General features: G+C 39.8%; 15 protein-coding genes, 14 tRNA genes and 1 rRNA gene. 6 read left to right on the top strand and 24 right to left on the bottom strand.

Translation table 11 applies throughout. The annotated features are described in order from the left end of the window. Nucleotides 1-348: 348 nt before the first annotated feature. Nucleotides 349-2,847, top strand: coding sequence for an FIMAH domain-containing protein (locus ACTNEP_RS18590; protein WP_441163462.1), 2,499 nt, complete (start codon nucleotides 349-351; stop codon nucleotides 2,845-2,847). Nucleotides 2,848-3,000: 153 nt separating this feature from the next. On the opposite strand, the gene ACTNEP_RS18585 is transcribed toward ACTNEP_RS18590, so the two are convergent. From ACTNEP_RS18585 to ACTNEP_RS18575, 3 genes are all read right to left on the bottom strand, one after another. Beyond that, a complete protein-coding gene (locus ACTNEP_RS18585) occupies nucleotides 3,001-3,297 on the bottom strand; it encodes an SDR family NAD(P)-dependent oxidoreductase (RefSeq protein WP_441163461.1) in 297 nt (98 codons plus the stop codon). 19 nt (nucleotides 3,298-3,316) lie between these two features. Then, nucleotides 3,317-5,137 carry a LysM peptidoglycan-binding domain-containing protein gene (locus ACTNEP_RS18580; protein ID WP_441163460.1) on the bottom strand — a complete coding sequence of 607 codons (1,821 nt, stop codon included), beginning with the start codon at nucleotides 5,135-5,137 and terminating at the stop codon, nucleotides 3,317-3,319. 483 nt (nucleotides 5,138-5,620) lie between these two features. Beyond that, on the bottom strand, nucleotides 5,621-6,628 hold the full coding sequence (locus tag ACTNEP_RS18575) for an alpha/beta fold hydrolase (RefSeq protein WP_441163459.1): 1,008 nt from the start codon (nucleotides 6,626-6,628) through the stop codon (nucleotides 5,621-5,623). A gap of 141 nt (nucleotides 6,629-6,769) precedes the next feature. Between ACTNEP_RS18575 and ACTNEP_RS18570 the strand changes: the two genes are divergently transcribed. Then, the gene (locus ACTNEP_RS18570) at nucleotides 6,770-7,678 is read left to right on the top strand and encodes a LysR family transcriptional regulator (RefSeq protein WP_441163458.1); all 909 of its coding nucleotides are present in this window, start codon (nucleotides 6,770-6,772) and stop codon (nucleotides 7,676-7,678) included. 559 nt (nucleotides 7,679-8,237) lie between these two features. Here the strand turns inward: ACTNEP_RS18570 and ACTNEP_RS18565 are convergent. From ACTNEP_RS18565 to ACTNEP_RS18550, 4 genes are all read right to left on the bottom strand, one after another. Continuing rightward, nucleotides 8,238-9,362: an MFS transporter gene (locus ACTNEP_RS18565; protein WP_441163457.1), complete on the bottom strand. Its 1,125-nt coding sequence runs from the start codon at nucleotides 9,360-9,362 to the stop codon at nucleotides 8,238-8,240. A gap of 109 nt (nucleotides 9,363-9,471) precedes the next feature. Then, nucleotides 9,472-10,026 (bottom strand): TetR/AcrR family transcriptional regulator, encoded by a 555-nt coding sequence (locus tag ACTNEP_RS18560; RefSeq protein ID WP_441163456.1) that lies wholly within the window; start codon nucleotides 10,024-10,026, stop codon nucleotides 9,472-9,474. Nucleotides 10,027-10,255: 229 nt separating this feature from the next. Beyond that, the gene (locus ACTNEP_RS18555) at nucleotides 10,256-10,540 is read right to left on the bottom strand and encodes a hypothetical protein (protein WP_441163455.1); all 285 of its coding nucleotides are present in this window, start codon (nucleotides 10,538-10,540) and stop codon (nucleotides 10,256-10,258) included. 207 nt (nucleotides 10,541-10,747) lie between these two features. After that, nucleotides 10,748-11,995, bottom strand: coding sequence for a YVTN family beta-propeller repeat protein (locus tag ACTNEP_RS18550; RefSeq protein WP_441163454.1), 1,248 nt, complete (start codon nucleotides 11,993-11,995; stop codon nucleotides 10,748-10,750). 434 nt (nucleotides 11,996-12,429) lie between these two features. On the opposite strand from ACTNEP_RS18550, the gene ACTNEP_RS18545 reads away from it, so the two are divergent. After that, nucleotides 12,430-12,567: a hypothetical protein gene (locus tag ACTNEP_RS18545; protein ID WP_441163453.1), complete on the top strand. Its 138-nt coding sequence runs from the start codon at nucleotides 12,430-12,432 to the stop codon at nucleotides 12,565-12,567. A 36-nt stretch (nucleotides 12,568-12,603) separates the two neighbouring features. Further along, nucleotides 12,604-12,879: a DinB family protein gene (locus tag ACTNEP_RS18540; protein WP_441163452.1), complete on the top strand. Its 276-nt coding sequence runs from the start codon at nucleotides 12,604-12,606 to the stop codon at nucleotides 12,877-12,879. 637 nt (nucleotides 12,880-13,516) lie between these two features. Here the strand turns inward: ACTNEP_RS18540 and ACTNEP_RS18535 are convergent. Both ACTNEP_RS18535 and ACTNEP_RS18530 read right to left on the bottom strand, forming a co-directional pair. Next, complete coding sequence (locus ACTNEP_RS18535; protein ID WP_441163451.1) at nucleotides 13,517-14,719, bottom strand: MFS transporter; 1,203 nt, start codon at nucleotides 14,717-14,719, stop codon at nucleotides 13,517-13,519. After that, nucleotides 14,716-15,303 carry a non-canonical purine NTP pyrophosphatase gene (locus ACTNEP_RS18530; RefSeq protein ID WP_441163450.1) on the bottom strand — a complete coding sequence of 196 codons (588 nt, stop codon included), beginning with the start codon at nucleotides 15,301-15,303 and terminating at the stop codon, nucleotides 14,716-14,718. Before ACTNEP_RS18530 ends, ACTNEP_RS18535 begins: the two co-directional genes overlap by 4 nt. A 98-nt stretch (nucleotides 15,304-15,401) precedes the next feature. Between ACTNEP_RS18530 and ACTNEP_RS18525 the strand changes: the two genes are divergently transcribed. Together ACTNEP_RS18525 and ACTNEP_RS18520 are read left to right on the top strand one after the other, a co-directional pair. Beyond that, nucleotides 15,402-17,156 carry an ABC transporter substrate-binding protein gene (locus ACTNEP_RS18525; protein WP_441163449.1) on the top strand — a complete coding sequence of 585 codons (1,755 nt, stop codon included), beginning with the start codon at nucleotides 15,402-15,404 and terminating at the stop codon, nucleotides 17,154-17,156. A gap of 297 nt (nucleotides 17,157-17,453) precedes the next feature. Next, the gene (locus ACTNEP_RS18520) at nucleotides 17,454-17,924 is read left to right on the top strand and encodes an alpha/beta fold hydrolase (RefSeq protein WP_441163448.1); all 471 of its coding nucleotides are present in this window, start codon (nucleotides 17,454-17,456) and stop codon (nucleotides 17,922-17,924) included. 24 nt (nucleotides 17,925-17,948) lie between these two features. Here the strand turns inward: ACTNEP_RS18520 and ACTNEP_RS18515 are convergent. The 15 genes from ACTNEP_RS18515 to rrf form a co-directional block, all read right to left on the bottom strand. Continuing rightward, nucleotides 17,949-18,030 (bottom strand) — tRNA-Leu (locus ACTNEP_RS18515). A gap of 12 nt (nucleotides 18,031-18,042) precedes the next feature. Further along, nucleotides 18,043-18,116 (bottom strand) — tRNA-Cys (locus ACTNEP_RS18510). A 47-nt stretch (nucleotides 18,117-18,163) separates the two neighbouring features. Further along, nucleotides 18,164-18,238, bottom strand: a tRNA-Gly gene (locus tag ACTNEP_RS18505). 5 nt (nucleotides 18,239-18,243) lie between these two features. After that, nucleotides 18,244-18,318: transfer RNA gene (locus tag ACTNEP_RS18500), tRNA-Gln, on the bottom strand. A gap of 10 nt (nucleotides 18,319-18,328) precedes the next feature. Next, nucleotides 18,329-18,404: transfer RNA gene (locus ACTNEP_RS18495), tRNA-His, on the bottom strand. Nucleotides 18,405-18,417: 13 nt separating this feature from the next. Next, a tRNA-Trp gene (locus ACTNEP_RS18490) sits at nucleotides 18,418-18,488 on the bottom strand. A gap of 32 nt (nucleotides 18,489-18,520) precedes the next feature. Then, a tRNA-Tyr gene (locus ACTNEP_RS18485) sits at nucleotides 18,521-18,606 on the bottom strand. A 47-nt stretch (nucleotides 18,607-18,653) separates the two neighbouring features. Continuing rightward, nucleotides 18,654-18,729, bottom strand: a tRNA-Phe gene (locus tag ACTNEP_RS18480). 20 nt (nucleotides 18,730-18,749) lie between these two features. Beyond that, nucleotides 18,750-18,826, bottom strand: a tRNA-Asp gene (locus ACTNEP_RS18475). 74 nt (nucleotides 18,827-18,900) lie between these two features. Beyond that, a tRNA-Met gene (locus tag ACTNEP_RS18470) sits at nucleotides 18,901-18,977 on the bottom strand. 27 nt (nucleotides 18,978-19,004) lie between these two features. Further along, a tRNA-Val gene (locus tag ACTNEP_RS18465) sits at nucleotides 19,005-19,080 on the bottom strand. An 82-nt stretch (nucleotides 19,081-19,162) separates the two neighbouring features. Next, nucleotides 19,163-19,237: transfer RNA gene (locus tag ACTNEP_RS18460), tRNA-Glu, on the bottom strand. A 12-nt stretch (nucleotides 19,238-19,249) separates the two neighbouring features. Then, nucleotides 19,250-19,341: transfer RNA gene (locus ACTNEP_RS18455), tRNA-Ser, on the bottom strand. A 3-nt stretch (nucleotides 19,342-19,344) separates the two neighbouring features. Next, nucleotides 19,345-19,419 (bottom strand) — tRNA-Asn (locus ACTNEP_RS18450). Nucleotides 19,420-19,432: 13 nt separating this feature from the next. Further along, nucleotides 19,433-19,542 (bottom strand): 5S ribosomal RNA (gene rrf, locus ACTNEP_RS18445); the annotation flags it as partial.

Raw genomic sequence — 19,542 nt, 5'->3', positions numbered from 1 at the left:
CATCATGGAACGGAAAGAAAGCAAAAAAGACTCTTGGCTATTATGCATATAAACGGCTGAGCGTTGCGACGCTCTTTTTCTATGTGTCCAAACAATAACAATTGACCTTCGAAACTATGACGAAAAACTATGATAACGCTTACATAATATGACATTATTTTCGAATTATTCGTGCTATACTCATACTTGTCTTAGGGACATGCTAGAACGATTTAACATCTTAAGATCCCCAACGACTTATATCAAACTGGGGGTGATTAAGTTAGTTTTCTTTTTGCAGGCGATACTCATGTCGTCAAATTGAAATGAAAGGGAAAGAAACAAAGAATAAGAGAGGAGTGGTAGGTAATGCGTAAAATAATATCAGTGGTGGCTTTCTTAGTTTGCTTCATTATTGTATCAGAAATGATATACAACTTACCCCAGGCTAAGGCGGTAGAGACGACGCCGGAATCAAACATCACGTGGAGGCAGGTCGACCCTGCTGATGTCCAGATTGGTAGAAGCTATCTTATTGTGTCCGAGCACGGCGCGCTTGCTAATGCTCAAGCGACAATCAACACACCAGGCGACGTCACCGGCGACACTCAAGTTGGCATGGTGTCCAAGCCAGTGACGATTGAAGACGGCTTGATCACATCCGAAGTGACGGACGACATGATATGGCAGTTTGGCCTTGGCGCAAATACTGCGGCGGCATCCGGCGGTCTTGGTGAAGGCCCGGGCTACTATTTATTGAACAACGCTCCCGGCATAGGTGGTGGAACGGAACCCTTGAGAAGGGAATCCAGTTTCAATGCACAGCATGCGCCCCTCAACACGACCGGCGCAGCCAGCAATGGCAACCAGCAGAGCCTGTTGCTGCATGTTCTGGATGAAGAAGAAGGCACAGTGTCCTTATACAATTGGGGCGGGAACAACCAGTGGAACTTTGCCCTGACAAGTACGGAAGACGGCTTCACCGCAAAGAGCAAGGAAGCCAGTACTACGAGCGCGGCACAACTGCTTGAGCAGATGCAGGAGTCACCGTCATTGCGGCTGTATGAACCGAACGTGAACGTTGGCGTTCAGCACTACGTCATGGCGTCGTCCGGCGAGAATGGGAGTATTAGCCCGTCCTCTTTGGCAGGCCATGTTTGGGTAAACGATGGTGAAGACGTGACCTTCACGTTCAACCCCGCGTTCGGGTTTGAAGTGGACAAGGTTACGGTTAACGACGAAGAAGTGGCTGTTTCAGACAACACATACACAATAAAGAACGTCACCGCAAGCGACACAAGCATCCACGTGACATTCAAGCCTGCTTCAAACGCAACGGATTTACCGTTTACAGTGTATAACGACATATTCTCTGTCGGAAACGTCACTACAGCGGTCATCATCGACCTTGGCGAGGGCAACGCGGCAAACCTTGCTGACCTGAGCGCCGACATGTTTACGGCTGCCGCCAGGAACACAAGACTTGATGGCTCGACCTTGATTTTCGACGGCACGCGCAATATCACCAGAGTATATGTAAACAATGATCCCGAGCCGCTTGGCTATATATCGCCTGCACCAGGATCCGACGACCTCGTAACAGATATGCCCGAGAGCGGACGCTACATCATCGTTGAATTTGAGTTTTGGAATGCCAATGGCTATACGTCCGGCGCAATGGTTTCCGGTAACTTGCAAAACGCATTCTCGGCGATCCTCAATTACCGCGTCAATGTGGATCGTGAGATCAAGCTGACAGACGGCACTACCATAATCCCGAGATTCACTCAAGCAGAGGTAGTAAACCCGGCGCTCGACAAGTTTGTTCCTGATAAAACGAACCCGGATGGAACAGGCAACATGGACATCCTGATTTCGATCGACGAATCCTGGGAAGACCTCGGTCCTCTCCCACTGTTCATCTACAACCATGGCGGCGGCCGCGGTGGCCCTTCGGGAGACTACTTTGCGCCCGTGCAAACTGCGAACGGCGCAGCTGTGCTTTCCAAGCTCCAACTGGAGAACCCGGGCAAGTACAACGCACACATCATAGCTACGCAGAACCACTCAAACAATCAGGACAACAATGAGGCACTTATGGCATACGTGGAGAAATTGGCCGCTGAGGGCAAGGTGGATCTGAGCCGTATCTACATGTCCGGCTTCTCTATGGGGAGTATGTACACAATCGGTTTCTATAACCGCAATCCCGAATTTCTCGCGGCAATCGTTCCGCTTGCAGGAGGCGCCTTACCAACCGTAGAACAGCTTACCACGAATCCCGAGCTCACAAAAACTGCCATATGGGCGCATACACATAAGAATGACTCCGCTGGTAATACTTGGACAAACTATTTCTCAACAGGCGCTGGTGCCAGTGGCTTATATTCAGAAGCCAACGTAACGGTTTTGGAAACCAATCAGGCCTTTAATTTTCCATACTTCGGCTTTGACTGGACACCGCACGAAACCGAAGCCCAAGTGTTCAGTAACCTTATCGGTCAATCAAACGCAAGCTTCAGGTATGGCCCAGGCCATGAAGAGTACGCAGATAAGAATATCTTTGATTGGATGTTCGCACAGTTCAGGGCCGAAAACAGGATTGACGACCTTAAAGAGATTGTTGCAGACCTTGATATTGTTGGTGGCAATAGGAATGCTCTGATGGTAAAACTAAATCAGGCAGAAAGATACCTGTTGGATGAGAAACATGACAAACCTGAACGAGCCATCAATATGCTAAACGCCTTTATCAGCCAGGTCAATGCTTTTGTTAATTCAGGCAAACTGACTGAGGAGCAGGCAATAGAGATGATTTTCGCAGCAGAAGAGACGATCAGCTATATAAATTATATAAATAATCTATGATAGACATACAAGGATACTTTAAGATATGATAATCATTATAGGCCGCATAAAATATCTTAAGATTTTATGTGGTCTATTGTTTTGATTTAAACAGGTGTACCATCATAAAAATTAGCGCTTGGCTTGTTCATAATACAGCAATTAATTGCTGTATTATAATGCTCCCATACCGCCGTCAACACGATATTGACTACTTGTAATGAAGCTACTTTCATCTGAAGCAAGGAATAAAACAAGGTTTGCAATGTCATCCGATTCAGCATAACGACCTAATGGAATAGATTGCGCCAATCCTTCTTCCGTTCCCATCCCAGCTTTTATGGAACGCATCATACGAGTATTAACAGGAGAAGGATGGACACTATTTATACAAATAGTATGTGGAGCAAACTCGATAGCAGTTGCGCTTTTGTTAAGCCTACAACAGCATATTGGCAGAGGGGCCTCCATACGGCACCCTCCAAATTTTTTATAGAAGTCGAACTGTCGTAGCAATCTGATTAATATGGCCAGCATCCGCCCATAAAATTAAAAAATTGTAGCTGTTGCTGTTAATCACAACAGGTGTTGGGTATTGGACAATCAATGCAGATTGGTTGTTCATTTCTGCTGGCTGATCTTCTGACGGATAGATAAAACAAGCCGGTTGTCCTTGTATTTCGGTTGAGACAATTTGCGGTTGGCTACCGTATGGAAGAAGTGGATGAAATGCATCATTATGACATACATCCTCCAGTGGTCCATCATAAGCTATCGCGCCTACTTGAAAGAATCCGTCCGCACCTTCGTATCGCTCTCTTTCATCCGTAACTTTTTGCCAATTTGCCGGATATTGAAATTGGACTCTATAATCTGTACTTGTATAGGTTGCAGTACCAGGGGAAATGGATGTTTTCGACCAGGCTAGTGCTGTAATGTTTCCATCTGTAACAAGTTGAATCGGTACCGGATGATCTAAATCGACCATCCAAATCTCACTGGCACCTTCAAACTCATCGCAACCAGATAAGTAAGCAATTTTACTACTATCAGGCGACCATGTTACAGGAGTAAGAAAGCAATTAGAGATTGCCCAAATCCGGTCATTATCTCCTTCCCTTCCGGCTGTTCGAATTTGCGAAAAATATCCCTGATTTTCAAATGCAGTTGTACTATAGGCAATCGATGCTGAATTAGGTGACCAGGTTGGATTGTAATTTTTGGCAAGCGGTCCTCCTTCCACCTCGAAAACGCTGCCTGTTGCAAGCTCAATTGAATAAATGATTGAAATACTAGCGCCTGGACTCGTGTAGAGTACATAACGACCATCTGGTGATAGTCTTACAAAGTTGAACGGTCCACCAGTGTTTTGCGTAATTTGCTGCAAGCCTGTTCCATCTGTTCGAATTCTATATAATTGACTAAAACCAGCTTCATCCTGTGCCTCGAATAGAAGCTCTTGTCCGCTTGAGAACCATTGCACATCCCTTGCGTTTGGTTGATTGATTCGCTGTACTTGGTGGGTCGCTACATTATAAATGATGATTTCATTTCCATTTGAATAGACAAGTCGCTGACTATCCGGAGCCCAGTTTAGATATACTCCTTCTGGTTGTGAAAACTGATCTATTGCAGCATACGTGTTATTCGTCAAATTCACTACGTATAATACGCCATTTTCACCTACAAATGCGATTCTGCTACTGTCAGGAGACCAATATGGAATCGAGTACGATTCACCTAATCCAAATGTCACCTGTCTATTCGATCCATTACTCGGATTATATAACCATAAATCATATGCTCCGGTCCGGTTTGAGATATAAGCAATCAATCCATCTTCACCGGGCGGTGCATATGGTATAACTAATCTCATACCAGGATTAATGGTAGTAGAAGGAAGATTGTTTACTTGCCTAATCAATTCATAATTCACATTGCCACCTGTTACTACATTAAAGTGCCTTGCGATTTGATACAAATTATCACCAGGCTGTACAACGTAATACGGAACACCTGTTGGTATTGTTAAAAGCTGACCAGTCTGGATAGTATATGGGGGCTGAAGATTATTTGCAGCAATAATTACAGACTGAGAAATTCCATGATTTTGGGCAATTTGAAAAATTGTATCACCTGGTTGAACCTGATAGCGATCTACCCCTGGTGGCATGGAAAGCTGCTGCCCAATATAAATTGTATATGGGGAAACGAGATTATTTGCAGCAATCAATGAGTCGATCGGAATGGCCCAACGTTGTGCAATCTGGGATATCGTATCATCTGCACGAACTGTGTAAAACATTTGCATGATAAATCCTCCTTTCTTGCTTGAATCACATAAGACTTATATTCCCTAATTCAGCAATAAAGAATATAATTCTTCCCTCCTTCAATAGGCTATTCATTTAGTGGGAGTGACGTTCTTCCAAAAGAAAACAAGACTTCTACTCATAAGAAGCCTTGTTTCGGTAAAATTATATATTTGGATGAATAAACAGTAGTAGACTTGCTAGAATTAGCTAACAAGATTATTTACCCACTCTCTTGAAAATCAAAACTTTCTCCACTATTATCTTAATTCGAAAAAGTTCAACATTCTTTCTTCTACAATATAAATACCTTCCGCGTTAAGGTTACTTTCACGCCATTCCATAATCCAAATACATATATTAAACGTGAGGAAGCAGGATACTTATACTTCTTTGCTAAAGTATCCCACTCAGTCACTGTCTTATCTTTATGTTTAATCAAAATACATAGCAGACCCATATTTTACGATTTTTAAGGAAATTTAAGTTTCCAATAAGCGCTTTAGGTTGTCATCAATAAATTTATTATCAGCACTGTTGATTCCGCGGCCGGCAAAATGACCCCAGATTGACTCGATAGGATTAAGAACAGCATTAGGGATATGCTTAGCCTCGTATTCGTTATCATCCGCCGTGCAGAAGAGATCCGTGATACTTGGCATGACGATAGCCAGCGCTTTAATGCCTTTAAGCGCCTCATTGAAATCTCCGTTATAGGTGGAGCTTGCACTAATATCTCCATTTTGTCCAGTCCATAACATGGCTAGGACATTGTGTGGATCCATCCTCATAAAGCTATCTTCCCAGACTCTAGCCACAAAATTTTCCAATGAATCATATCCCATCTCACGATAAAGTTCCTCTTTGTAAAAGGACTGAGATAAGCCCCATCCCGCATAGACACGACCAACAGCGCGCATGTCTGCGGAAGTCAAATGATTTAGTTTACTTGAATCATGGCCAACTGCAGCCATAAGAGCAGCCTTCATTCCGTCCAGAACTATATACGTTTGCGGCCAAGTCTTTGCACCTCCGCAGAAGGGGGCAATTCGTTCCACCATGTCGGGGTAGCTTGCCCCCCATTGGAATGATTGAACACCTCCCATTGACCATCCAACTACCAGAGCAATCTTCTGAATGCCGAATTTTTCGGTCACCAGTCGATGCTGTAAATTAACGTTATCATAGATGGTTACCTGAGGAAAATTAGCCTTGTCGAATGGAGCAGGAGTATTACTAGGAGACGAAGATAACCCGTTTCCTAGCAGATTTGGAACGATAATGAAATATTTTCTCGGATCTAGGGCCATGCCGTTTCCAATCAACCATTCATTCTGAACATGATGGTCGCCAAAAGCAGTTGGATAGACGATCACATTATCTTTCTTTTCATTCAATTCTCCATAAGTCTTATATGCAAGAAATGCGTTCGGTAACGTTACTCCTGATTGCAAGGTTACGTCACCCAAATCAAAAATCTCATAATCCATTGTATTGTCGCCCCCTTCAAAAATGAAACACATCTAGAATGTATTTCTTGTACTAAGTATAATCCCATGGTACTCTCAATAAAAGTGAATAAAATTCAAATCAGCATTCAATAATATTGAAAATAAAAGGGGGACAGTATAATGGAATTACGCCAACTGAAAACATTTCGCACAGTTGCTTCCACTTTAAATTTTAGTCGGGCTGCGGACGCGCTGAACTACGTCCCCTCCAACGTTACGATGCAAATAAAAGCATTGGAGGAAGAACTTGGTGTTCCTCTCTTTGACCGCTTGGGCAAGCAGCTCGTTCTCACCACTGCGGGTAAACGCTTTTTAACTCATATCCAAAGCGTTCTAGAAGAATTAGACGAAGCTCGCAATACCGTTCATGACAACGAAGATATTAGAGGCACCCTTACAATAAGTGCCAACGAGGTTCTTTGCGCCTATCGCCTCCCAGTTATCTTTAAGCTATTTCGTTCCCGCCATCCAGGAGTTCGACTTATCTTCCGCTCTGTTCCAAATCAGGAACTCAAGCAGACACTCTTTGATGGAACCGCGGATGTCGTCTTTATGCTGGACGAATCTATTCTCTCAAAGAGACTTGCTGTAGAACCGTTACTGAAAGAAACTTTCCGCTTGTTCGTTGCTCCTGACCATCCACTTGCGAAACAACCTGTACTGCAACAGGAAGATTTTCACGGAGAAGTATTACTGGTTAATGAAAAGGGCTGTCCTTATCGAACCATGTTTGATCGATCATTTGAGAAAAAAGGCATTGATAGTATTACTTATTTGGAGTTTCAAAATGCCGAAGCCATTAAACAATGTGCAATTTCAGGAATCGGTATTGCCTTTCTTCCTGAAATCACAGTGGAAGCAGAAGTTGAACGTGGTGATCTTGTTGCTCTTCCATGGCAATTTTCGGACGTACAAGTATATACTCATATGGCTTGGCATAAAGAAAAGTGGCTTTCACCAATCATATTATCTTTTATAGAAGCAGCAAGGGAGGGTATCGCTAAAGAGGAGGAGAATAAAACCGTTTAGAAAAAACCTTCAACTGCAAGCTCTTGGACCCATGATCCGCAACTATTGGGGACAAGGACTATAGGAATTAATCTACTAAAAAAGGCTACTTAAAGCAACCTTAAAGGTTGGATACCAGCTACTGTTCTAATGCTCGATAACCTTATCTTAAAATAAACCTTAACAAGGGGTAGAACCAGTTGCTGGTTTTACCCCTAAAATAATTAAGGTAACATCGTCAGAATTTGTGCCGCAAAGTGGATTTATTTCACGTTTTTTCAAATCCTTTACGTACGCAATCTTCCTTTTTATTGTGTCACATTTTGTTAAACGTATGTTTCCGCGTTTTGCTGGTAGGACCCAAGATGAGATTTCACCACTAGTTGGATTGACTATTAATCGTTTCGTTAATACATAGAAGCATTAGACCTTAACTAAACCGAGACATTGGCAAGCGCACTACTATTCATTTTTCCGCATTACATATTTATATATAGCGTTCATTATAATAAAAAAATAGAGTGAACAATGTGTAGCCTGAAAATAAAGTTTGATCATTTTTGTAGTATAAGCAAAATTTCTAATTTGTTTTGGGTTTAAATACTAAGGTTACATAACCAATTATAGAAGCCCCGATAAAAAGGATAGGATATCCTGATATATCGGCTACTACTCCTGAGAAAATGGACCCCATGGCTTGCCCCAGTGCAAGTATTAAGAACGGTATTCCTAGTCCGAATGATGGGTTAGTTTTAAACACAGAAATCCCCCATACGATGAAGACCCCTGTTATGAAAATATAAGAGCTTCCAAAAAGTACTGGTGACAGGAATCCTGTTATATTGTTACCTGGATAAATTCCTAGGATTAGGGAAGAAGTGGCAATTGCTAATACAGAAAGCCTATACGCACTTATTAACCCGAACTCTTGTATAAATGTACCAGCAGTTCCTCCCAATAAGCCAGCTACTCCAATAATTACCCAAAACCACTCTCCTAGGTATGTAGGAACACTATCCAAATTTAATATAAAGTCTCTTGAGAATGTCCAATATGCCGAACAGGATATTCCTATAAATAAGGATGCAATAATTAGTTGAAAAGACCGTCTCCATTCCTTTTTAGAGTAGCCAACTGTTCCCTTCCTTTCTGAACTTTGATCTTTTGGAAGTACTTTATAATTAACAATCAGCACAAAAATAGCAATGATCATAAATATCAAATATGTTTCTCTCCAGCTATTAGTCATAAGGATTGCAATTGCCCCTGTACAGGCTGTTCCAATACTTGTACCGGAATTAATCCATGAATTCGCCTGATTCTGGAACCTTGTTTCTACGTTAGTGCTAACAATATTAGCGTATGGCGGGGATGAAACCCCTGTACTCAACCCTGCCAAAAATATCCCTAAACCTAGTACTACCGGATTAAAAGAAATGGATATTATACCCAAACCAAGAATCGATGATAATCCAGCTACCACAAGAAGAGATTTTGGAGTAACTTTATTAGAAAACGCCATTGCAAATATTATTGCTATACAGTAAGCAATGTATGATAAAGACGAGATGATGCCACTAGTTGATTGATCCATATTAATCGTTTCGTTAATATATGGAAGCATTAGGCCATAACTAAATCGAGATAAACCATACGTTACAGCAATCATTGGTAAGCCCACTGCTATTAATTTTTTTGGATTCATAATAGTTCTTCCTCCTTTTTATATATAACGTTCATTATAATAATTAAGTGAAAAATATAGAGAACAATGTAAATTTAAGACACTATTCTCTACTTATTTCCTGTTAAAATCATTTTTCGGAATCCAGAATACTTTTCGCTAAATCAAGTGCCGTCTTTTTCACCTTATCTAACTCTAGTATTTGAACCATCGATGTTATTCCTTCTAGTATAGTAGATATTTGCACACTGAGGGATTTGGGAGCCTTAAGGAGCTTCAGATCATTTTCAATTTTGTTTAAGAGTCTTTTTTTATGTTCTCTACTTATTGAAGCAATTTCTTCGTTTATACCTTCGTATTCCTGCTTAGCTCTTAAGAATAAACAACCATTGAAACCTTCAGTTTCTATCCAATCCAGGTGTGCTTTAATTAGCGACTCTACATACTGATTAATACTATTCCCTCTGTCGATTTTAGCTTCCAACAATTGAAAATAGTGTTTTTCCCTTTGAATTAATATTTCTTTGATAACATCTTCCTTCGACTGGAAATGATAATACATGGTCATTGTTGCTACTCCTGCTTGCTCCAATATATTTTTTACACCAATTGCATGAAAACCATGCTGATAAAATAATGTCTCAGCTGTGTTAATTATATCTTCTTTTTTCTGTGATTTTTTCATGTAACACCCTCCATATAGAACGTTCATTATAAATCTTAACATGTCACTTTTCTTATAGCAAGAATGAACGAACCAATACTGTATATGGTTGTTAAAAACAGCTCTTTAAACGAGCATATCCAGAGGGGTATAACGGTGCAACTTTTTTATAAACAGTTGAATTCAATTACAAATGGTTAAACTTTATTTTAAACCCACATTGTTCTGTATAGATTTTGGAAGAGCGAATTTAAACTATCATCCTACCAATAGAGGTTCCAAGTCCTGTTTCCCAAAAGAAAAGTAATATTACCATTACAACAAGCCAGGATATTCTCCAAATTTTATTGTTAAAACATGCAAATTGAAGAAAGTAAAATAATCCCCATATTACAAATGAAGCTATTAGCGCAAACCAAGTAACAAAATCAATCTCACCTTCACTGATACCTGCACCGAATAACACTAATAAATTTAATGACAATAATAACAACAGAATTATAATGTTATATATATGAAACGATTTTTTACTCAATATGTTAACATCCTTAATTGAATGAATGATTCTGACAGATTATATCACCTTTTTTCAATAAAATATAGATGTTTTGGGATGCCCTACCTTTCATCATGGAGCCTCTTTATAAGAAATAGACAGCTCATAAAAGAGCTGTCTATTTGCTGGTTAATGCTCAGACCATGGGCAATCCCAGTTATCGATAAATTTTAAAAGAACTTTATCCTACAGACAAACCGTTCCAATTGCTATTCTAAATGGAGTATCCCCCGTTGGAATAGTTGCAATGACCGTATTGGTCGCGGTGTCAATGACTGAGATTGTATCCTCATTTTGATTTGTAACATAAACAAAAGCTCCATCAGGTGTTATTGCTACCCCTGTTGGCATAGCTCCAACAGTAATAGTATCAACGATAGTGTTGGTAGCAGCGTCAATAACGGAGACCGTATTATTACCTTGATTTGCGACATAAGCGAAAGACCCATCCGGAGTAAAGGCAATTTCAAACGGTGTACTCCCTACTGGAATGGTAGCAATAACCGTATTGGTCGCGACATCTATAACGGAGATCGTACTATCTACTGCGTTTGCGACATAAACAAGAGTGCCCTCAGGATTAATTGCTAATTCTCTTGGTAAAAAACCAACTGGAATGGTAGCAATGACTGTATTCGTTGCTATGTCGATCGCAGAGACTGTAAAACTTGATGAATTTACGACATAAGCGCGAGTACCGTCAGGAGTAATGTCAATTCCTACTGGTTCGCTTCCAACCGGAATCGTGTCAATAACAGTCATGGTTGAGACGTCAATTACCGAAACAGAAGCAGTTTGATTGATTGTGACATAAGCGAGTGAACCGTCAGGAGTAAAGGCTACTTCTTCTGGTGCGCCCCCCACAGGAATGGTAGCAATGACAGTGTTGGAATCAGTGTCAATAACGGAAACACTATTATCTAATACATTTGTGACAAATGCGAGTGTACCATCCGGGGAAAGTGCTACATCAAATGGTTGATTTCCTACAGGAATGGTAGCAATGATAGTATTCGTTTCAGGATCTATTTGGGAGACTGTATTATCGAGTAAATTTGTAAAATACACTAAGTCCGTACAGGTAGGTTCTGGTGGTGTGGGTGTCGGTACAAATCCCAGATTACGATAGAGCGTAATACAGTAGGTTCCACTATCTCCTTCAGCTGCTGTGATGGTAAAGGAAGTGGGATTATTGACGGATTGTGTATCTGTATTTCCTGGTGCTGGACTTAAATCGATGGCTGGTGTCGCATCTCCTGCTGCAGTTACGGTTTCGGTACTGGTAATATCATTAAACAGTTGAAACGTTGCGGATCGATAAGCTCCAGCAGATGCACTCCAAATTTCCTCAGCTTCTAAAGGTCCATTGAAATTCCCGCAAATCTCTTCTGTTATCGTAGGATACGTTGGACAGCATCCTCCTTGTAGTTTCATTTATTTATCACCTCCTTTATAAGATTTTTGTGTATAACATCTGTTTAGAGAATGTTATATGATTACTTGAGACATATAACAAGAATTGTTGTATGGATACGTTCTTCTACATTAGTTTATAAAAATTTATCATGAATGATTGTAGGAGTGCGGACTTCAAACAGAAAAATAAGCTTAAGCTTAGGTTTTGCGCTTAAGCAAGGGGAGATTTAATGGGGAGTCAATAATAATACACCAATTGCGGTTATGTAATTGTAAAAAATCCACATCCTTAGTTAAGATTTTTAAATCTTCTTTAACTAACGGGGCAGGTTTCTCAAATATACTTGTTAATCATTGTAATCAAGAATAGGAACAAACGTTTCTGTTTTTTTTACAATTTGTGGTAATATAGAGGTTTCAATATTCTAACAAATTTATGAGGAGGATATAAAATGAATAAAACGCTAAGTCAGTTTGAAAAGATGGTTGATAATATTTTGGACTTGAAAGAAATATCTGAAGAGATACTATCTGAACCTATTAGAGAAGGGAAATGGTCAATCAGAGAAATCGTGGGTCATCTATACTAGTGGGATAAATTCAACTTAGAAAATATGGTACCCTTAATGGTTCAAGATGCTGATTTACCGAAGTTCCCAGACCATGACCAACATAATGAAGAGGCTATGACTTTTATTAAAGATTACTCAGTTGAAACTATTATAGATAATTTTGTTTTAACTCGAAAGGAATTAACTGAAAGATTTTCAAGTTTAGACGGAGATGTTAGGTTTACTATTGGTGGAGGTAAAAGAAAGCTCTCTGGAGAAAGTTTTACGAAGATTTTCGTAAAACACGATGCTCACCACTTAAAACAAATAACTGATAAACTGCATAATTAAAAATAGTGCGACCCATGTTAAACTAACGGGTGCTTTAATTAAACAAGGCGAACATTAAAACGATTGTCTTTTATCTTAATAAACGTTTTTTGAATATTATGGTAGTATTGAAGCGTGGATTATTAAACTAAACCAGCTAATAGCATCCCTTTTTCAATAGGACAAATTAAAGGTTATTCTAATAATAAAGAACCAGATGAAGCGTTTTGGAGATTGTATTTACTATATTTAGCAATGTGTGTTTTCTCCAATGTAGTATGGACTTTAAAAACTATTCCAAACAACATGAATGAGATGTTAGATAAAGTGTATATGTATTTAGAAGATCATGATTACTTCAGTAGATTAAAACCTAAGTGGTATCAATAGAATACAAGTTTTTGAAAATTGCACTTAATGTAACGGGTACGATGCTTCAATACGAAGGATCACTTTTTCACTATCGGGGCAGTTTACTTTAACAATCCAACAAGATTTTTCTTCGGTATCCTTTTCATAAAAAGACAACAGTTTTCTAACAACTTAAACCGAACGGCAATCTAGCTTTTAATTTGATCTATATATAATATTAAAAGTTTAATCTAACGCCTCTCCAAATACTAGTTAGTTGTAGAGGCATTAGTGTTATAGTAGCTAGCTATTGAGTTATCTTCTTTTTCATTAGAATAAGAGTGATCCAGCTCACTCCTAGTAAAGCAAACAATAATCCTGATAAATAGTAAACAACTGCTAGATTATATACACTCATTAATAAAAAGGCTAGTAATGGTCCTAACGCTGCTCCTACATCAACCACAATCGTATGCGCAGTCATGACTTTCACTTTATTTGTTTTACTGGCAGCTTGAACGGCAATAGTGTCAGTAGTTGTAACAATAATAGTGGAAATCAATTGAAACAATAAGAGTAGAACCAATAACGGTATAATACTCCGTACTTGACCTAATCCATAAAGCAAAAGAGACCCTATGATTAAAGGGATTATAATAAATATATTCGGTTTTCTACTTGAATCAATCATCTTTCCAATTTTCGGAGCTAAAAAAGGGTCCCATCCCCATCGTAATGCTTGAATGATACCAGCTATAGTAGCTGACCCAATGGTAAATTGGGCTACACTCCAATTGTTGAAGTATTTGGTTTCAATGGATGTACTAAGTGTAGAAGCAAAGAGACCAAAAATGATAAAACCTACCATCAAACTCGTGATGAGAATAAATCCAACAGATAATGTAAGCCATTTCTTGTGAGAGTAATCCTCTACTTTCTCCTGGTGCTTCGTTTTAGATAGAGGAATCAGGAAAAATACGGCTGGCAGTACTAGTAGACCTAGAGCAGCAAATAGGGAAGTCACAAACATAATTGAGGTTTGGTCAACGAGTATTCCTCCACCTAGCATCCCTACTAGGCCTCCTATTCCCCAGAGCCCATTATATAGGCCGACAAGATTACCTCTGTTATGCTCGGTTGTGACTTCAACTACAGTCAGGAATCCTCCAAGGCGGAGCAGGGACCAGGCAATACCCCAAAAGAGACGCATAAGAAAGAGCACCCAGAATTCTTTAAATATCCCATAGGAAGCAGTTGTTCCGATCGCAATTAACAAAGCAATCAAAACACCTGTACGAAGCTCGAACCTTTGATAAAACATCCCGACTAAAGGATTAATGGGAAGCCGAACAAATCGGTTAATTGAAAGCAGAATACCAATTTGCCATAGTGATGTTAAACCAAAATCCTGCCAAAAAACGGGTAATGCAATAATTAACATTGAATCTCCGAGCAGTGCAGCTGCTGTAATAACTGCGATTCCAATGACTTTCCTTTTAGCAGTAGTCATGAGGTATGTCTGTCCAGCCATTCGAAAATATGTTGCTTTGCCTGAAATAAGGCTAGTTTCTGATGATTAAAAGGATTATAGCACTCATCATAGTCAGAAAGAACTTTACCATCGCTTAATAAGAAAATATCACCATATCCCTGGATGTTGGCATTAATCCTATTGCTAATCCACCCATGCATGATTCCGTTGCAAACTGCAGATTCGCCATTTGGAAAAGCAATTGCGATGCTACTGTTAAATTGAGCAGTTCTATTGCTTAAAGAAACACCAGCAAGCTTTACTACCAGCTTCTCTGCACGATGTGCATCACTGCCCGGAGAAAATCGTGCTGTCTTGACTCCGGGAAAACCTTCTAAGTAGCTGATTGTTAACCCAGAGTCCTCTCCTAAAATAATGTTAGTGGGAAAATGCTTTTTGACCGCTTCCACTTTCAATTGTGCGTTTTCAATGAATGTATCGGCATTTTCTTCGATATCTTTAAACTTACTTGATAAAGGAGCTATCTCTATTGGTAAGTCTTTAAAGAAATGCTGTATTTTCTTCACCTTTTTTTGATTCCATGATGCAATTATAACTTTCATTGATATCAACCTCCTACTTTCATTGTACTTTCTGAAAAGAGGAAAAAAAGTGTATAATTGAACTAATTAAATTTCCCCTTTTCAATGAGGTGTTGATTATGAAATTAATAGAACATTATAACCTTATTTTTCGAAGGTTCAAAGTAACTCACCAGGAGATTCAGATCACAGTGCATGATATTGCAGATCTTCTTTCATGCTCTCATCGCAATGCTAAGATTATCCTACGAAAATTTGAGGAACAAAACTGGATTGAATGGAAGCCAGGCAAAGGAAGAGGAAATTACTCCAGTATGATTCTTTTAGAAAATGTGGAAACCCTTCTTATAAACGAAGCAAAAAACATGTTAACACCAACATCCATTGACGCGGCTATTAGACTATTAAGGAAACATGAAGTAAGGGATTCACTGCAGCGTGAATTTGTTGATTGGATATTCCATTCATACCTCAATGAACAAATAGCCCCAGCAGATGGTAAGCTGTCAAGATTACAATTTCCTTCTTACAGACCACTGCCTGTTTTAGATCCAGCTAAAATCTGGAGGCGATCTGAAAATCACATCATGCGTCATATATTCAGTACACTAGTTTTTTATCAGGAAGAAGATAATAAGTTTTTACCTCATTTGGCTCATCATTGGAGGCATAATGCTGACTATACAAAATGGATCTTTTATTTACAAAAAGGAGTCCTCTTTCATCACGGAGAGGAAATGACAGGAGAGGATGTCCGCTATAGTTTTATCCGGCATAAAAAAAGTCCATCAGCTTATGAATGGATAGTTGAAGATTTGGAAGAGATAAAAGTTAGGAATAACTATGTCGTTGAATTTGAGTTTGGTACATCTTGTCCATATTTCTTACATTTAGCTTCATCTTTGGGAGGAAGCATTATTCCGATGGATATACCCATAGTAGAACAGAAACCAATTGGTACAGGTCCATTCAAAGTCACCGAGAATGATGAAGAAAAATTGGTGTTAACCGTCTTTCGTGAATATTTCTTAAGATGTCCCTTTCTAGATGAAATCACCATTTATTTTTTTCCAAAGCTTTATGATAATGCTACTGATCTGAATCATATTCCCCATTTTGAAGAAATGAACTTTTATCATTACCCGTATCAGGGGAGAAAGCTTCAGAACTTTAACAAGTATACGAAGCTAGACAAGGGGAGCAAACTGCTTACTTTAAATTTACAGAGAGGCATTCTTTCTAATAATGCTTTATTAAGAGATGCTATATTTCATTTTATATTACCCATTAAAATAATTGATGAACTAGGCGGTTCAAGGTATAAAGCCGCATCCCACTTACTAGAAAAGTCTGAAGGAAAAGAACAGAAACGAACGATTAGTGAAGGAAGAAGTGCTCTAGCAAAAAGTGGCTACAAAGGAGAAATACTCACTTTAGTTAGTTATCGTGGTGCAGGAAATGAAGCGGATGCAGAGTGGATTCAGAAAGTTTTATTTGATGAAGGAATTATAGTTAGGCTCAAATTTTACGATTATGTTGAAATACATAAACATCCACTTAGCAAAGAAGCTGATCTTATCCTTGGGGAACAAATTGGGGATGAAAGTGATTTATATACATATCTTTCAGCATTTAGAGGAAACCATAGTCTCTTAAAATATCACTTACCAAGAGAATCAATTTCCGCCTGTTGTAAAAAGGATGAAAATATATTTTCTTTATTAAAGCAAATTGAGAGTAAATGCATAGAACAAAATGGACATATTCACCTATATAGATTGAATCAATTTGCCTTTTACCCTCATTATGTTAAAGGAGTTTCCTTCAATGCGTTAGGGTGGATAGACTTTACAAAAGTCTGGTATGAAGCTTAATGCTATTACTTAAAATTTTGAATGAATATGGTGAGCATGCAAATAAACTTACAAGAAAAAGGTGAAGCTGACATCAATTTAACATTATACTTATAATACTACTGGTGCGATTCTTTAATAAAGAAGCATCGCTTTTTATTGTTCAACTAACGGGGCAGGTTAGCTGAACAATCGTCATTAGCTTTTTTCAACAATCGGTTAGATAGTGAAGTAAGGCTTCTGGAACTAACAAGGCAGTACGATGTAAAAATGATATATTTATTATGTATAGTAATTAAATAAAAGGAGGTAATATTCATGGAACAACATAGACTAACCAAGAGCTTTTCCTCAACATACGGAAAAATAAGTTATGATATAAAAGGTGAAGGTCCCTCCGTTGTGCTCGTACATGGAACCCCTTGGTCTTCTTTTAATTGGAGACATATTATTCCTGCACTTAGTCAGTGGTTCACTGTGTACTACTACGACCTTCTTGGATATGGTTATTCTGAGAAGACTGATATAGATGTCTCATTAGGAGTTCAGAATAAAGTTCTTTCTGAACTACTTGAATTCTGGGGATTAAAGAATCCGATGATTATCGGACATGACTTTGATGGGACTACCGTCTTAAGAACTCACCTTTTAGAAGAACATAAACAGCCATTTAAATTATTCGTACGTCTGCACACGATTAGTTCGCACGATTTATCAAAAACAAAGATAAAAAAACGTCTCCCACAATGTGAGAAACGTTGTTATTTCAGTATATTCACGATTAATTGATTATCTTACTAACGGAAAAATAAGTACCGGTGGTCGGGGTCGAACCGACACTCCCGAAGGAACACGATTTTGAGTCGTGCGCGTCTGCCAATTCCGCCACACCGGCATAAATAGAAAATGGAGGCGGTAACCGGATTTGAACCGGTGATAAAGGTTTTGCAGACCTCTGCCTTACCACTTGGCTATACCGCCTCGATATTAATAGTATATGATTTAATAATCAGAATGTTAAATTAAAATGGAGCGGAAGACGGGATTCGAACCCGCGACCCCCACCTTGGCAAGGTGATGTTCTACCACTGAACTACTTCCGCATAAATGGCTGGGCTAGCTGGATTCGAACCAGCGCATGACGGTACCAAAAACCGTTGCCTTACCGCTTGGCTATAGCCCAATATTTTAAATGGGGCGACCAGTGGGGATCGAACCCACGCGTGCCGGAACCACAATCCGGTGCGTTAACCACTTCGCCATGATCGCCATAATTTAAAAACAGGGGTAGTAGGAATCGAACCCACACTGGAGGTTTTGGAGACCTCTGTTCTACCGTTAAACTATACCCCTACGATTATTATTATCAAATATAAATTTATAAATGGTGGAGGGAGTAGGACTCGAACCTACGAACCCGATGGGAGCGGATTTACAGTCCGCCGCGTTTGGCCAACTTCGCTATCCCTCCATAATTATTGAACATTTTTATTTATAAGAAAGAGAAAACTTTAAAAGTGGTGGCTCGGGACGGAATCGAACCGCCGACACACGGATTTTCAGTCCGTTGCTCTACCGACTGAGCTACCGAGCCAATAATTGATAAGTTTATAGTGGCGGTCCGGACGGGACTCGAACCCGCGACCTCCTGCGTGACAGGCAGGCATTCTAACCAACTGAACTACCGGACCAAATTTTGTTGCACTCTTCAAGTACAATGATTATTTTCTTTCGCAGAAGTTTATTCAACGCTACAAGAAAATTTTGGTTGCGGGGGCAAGATTTGAACTTGCGACCTTCGGGTTATGAGCCCGACGAGCTACCAGACTGCTCCACCCCGCGATAATAAGGAAAGTATTCTTTTTTGAATGGTGGAGGATGCAGGGCTCGAACCTGCGACCCCTTGCTTGTAAGGCAAGTGCTCTCCCAGCTGAGCTAATCCTCCAACGTACAGGATGTACTAGTGCATGTGTTGCAACAGGACGTTGCGTTCTTAACATGCATTCTATATATTAATGAATTATGGTTGGTGACCCGTACGGGATTCGAACCCGTGTTACCGCCGTGAAAGGGCGGTGTCTTAACCACTTGACCAACGGGCCTATATTTAAAAGTGGCGGAGAGCGAGGGATTCGAACCCTCGGTACGGCGTTGACCGCACACACGATTTCCAATCGTGCTCCTTCGACCACTCGGACAGCTCTCCATTTGGCTCCACAGGTAGGATTCGAACCTACGACCGATCGGTTAACAGCCGATTGCTCTACCACTGAGCTACTGTGGAATGGAAGAAAAGTGCCTGGCAACGTCCTACTCTCGCAGGGGCGCGAGCCCCAACTACCATGGGCGCTGGAGAGCTTAACTACTGTGTTCGGCATGGGAACAGGTGTGACCTCTCCGCTATCGC

It is taken from the genome of Gracilibacillus sp. HCP3S3_G5_2 (assembly GCF_052063305.1).
GTDB lineage: Bacteria > Bacillota > Bacilli > Bacillales > Amphibacillaceae > Gracilibacillus.
This window is presented reverse-complemented; position numbering and strand designations above follow the sequence as displayed.

Coding starts and splice junctions, on each gene's coding strand:
- ACTNEP_RS18590 (WP_441163462.1), top strand. CDS start 349: ATGCGTAAAATAATATCAGTGGTGGCTTTCTTAGTTTGCTTCATTATT.
- ACTNEP_RS18585 (WP_441163461.1), bottom strand. CDS start 3,297: ATGGAGGCCCCTCTGCCAATATGCTGTTGTAGGCTTAACAAAAGCGCA.
- ACTNEP_RS18580 (WP_441163460.1), bottom strand. CDS start 5,137: ATGCAAATGTTTTACACAGTTCGTGCAGATGATACGATATCCCAGATT.
- ACTNEP_RS18575 (WP_441163459.1), bottom strand. CDS start 6,628: ATGGATTATGAGATTTTTGATTTGGGTGACGTAACCTTGCAATCAGGA.
- ACTNEP_RS18570 (WP_441163458.1), top strand. CDS start 6,770: ATGGAATTACGCCAACTGAAAACATTTCGCACAGTTGCTTCCACTTTA.
- ACTNEP_RS18565 (WP_441163457.1), bottom strand. CDS start 9,362: ATGAATCCAAAAAAATTAATAGCAGTGGGCTTACCAATGATTGCTGTA.
- ACTNEP_RS18560 (WP_441163456.1), bottom strand. CDS start 10,026: ATGAAAAAATCACAGAAAAAAGAAGATATAATTAACACAGCTGAGACA.
- ACTNEP_RS18550 (WP_441163454.1), bottom strand. CDS start 11,995: ATGAAACTACAAGGAGGATGCTGTCCAACGTATCCTACGATAACAGAA.
- ACTNEP_RS18545 (WP_441163453.1), top strand. CDS start 12,430: ATGAATAAAACGCTAAGTCAGTTTGAAAAGATGGTTGATAATATTTTG.
- ACTNEP_RS18540 (WP_441163452.1), top strand. CDS start 12,604: ATGGTTCAAGATGCTGATTTACCGAAGTTCCCAGACCATGACCAACAT.
- ACTNEP_RS18535 (WP_441163451.1), bottom strand. CDS start 14,719: ATGACTACTGCTAAAAGGAAAGTCATTGGAATCGCAGTTATTACAGCA.
- ACTNEP_RS18530 (WP_441163450.1), bottom strand. CDS start 15,303: ATGAAAGTTATAATTGCATCATGGAATCAAAAAAAGGTGAAGAAAATA.
- ACTNEP_RS18525 (WP_441163449.1), top strand. CDS start 15,402: ATGAAATTAATAGAACATTATAACCTTATTTTTCGAAGGTTCAAAGTA.
- ACTNEP_RS18520 (WP_441163448.1), top strand. CDS start 17,454: ATGGAACAACATAGACTAACCAAGAGCTTTTCCTCAACATACGGAAAA.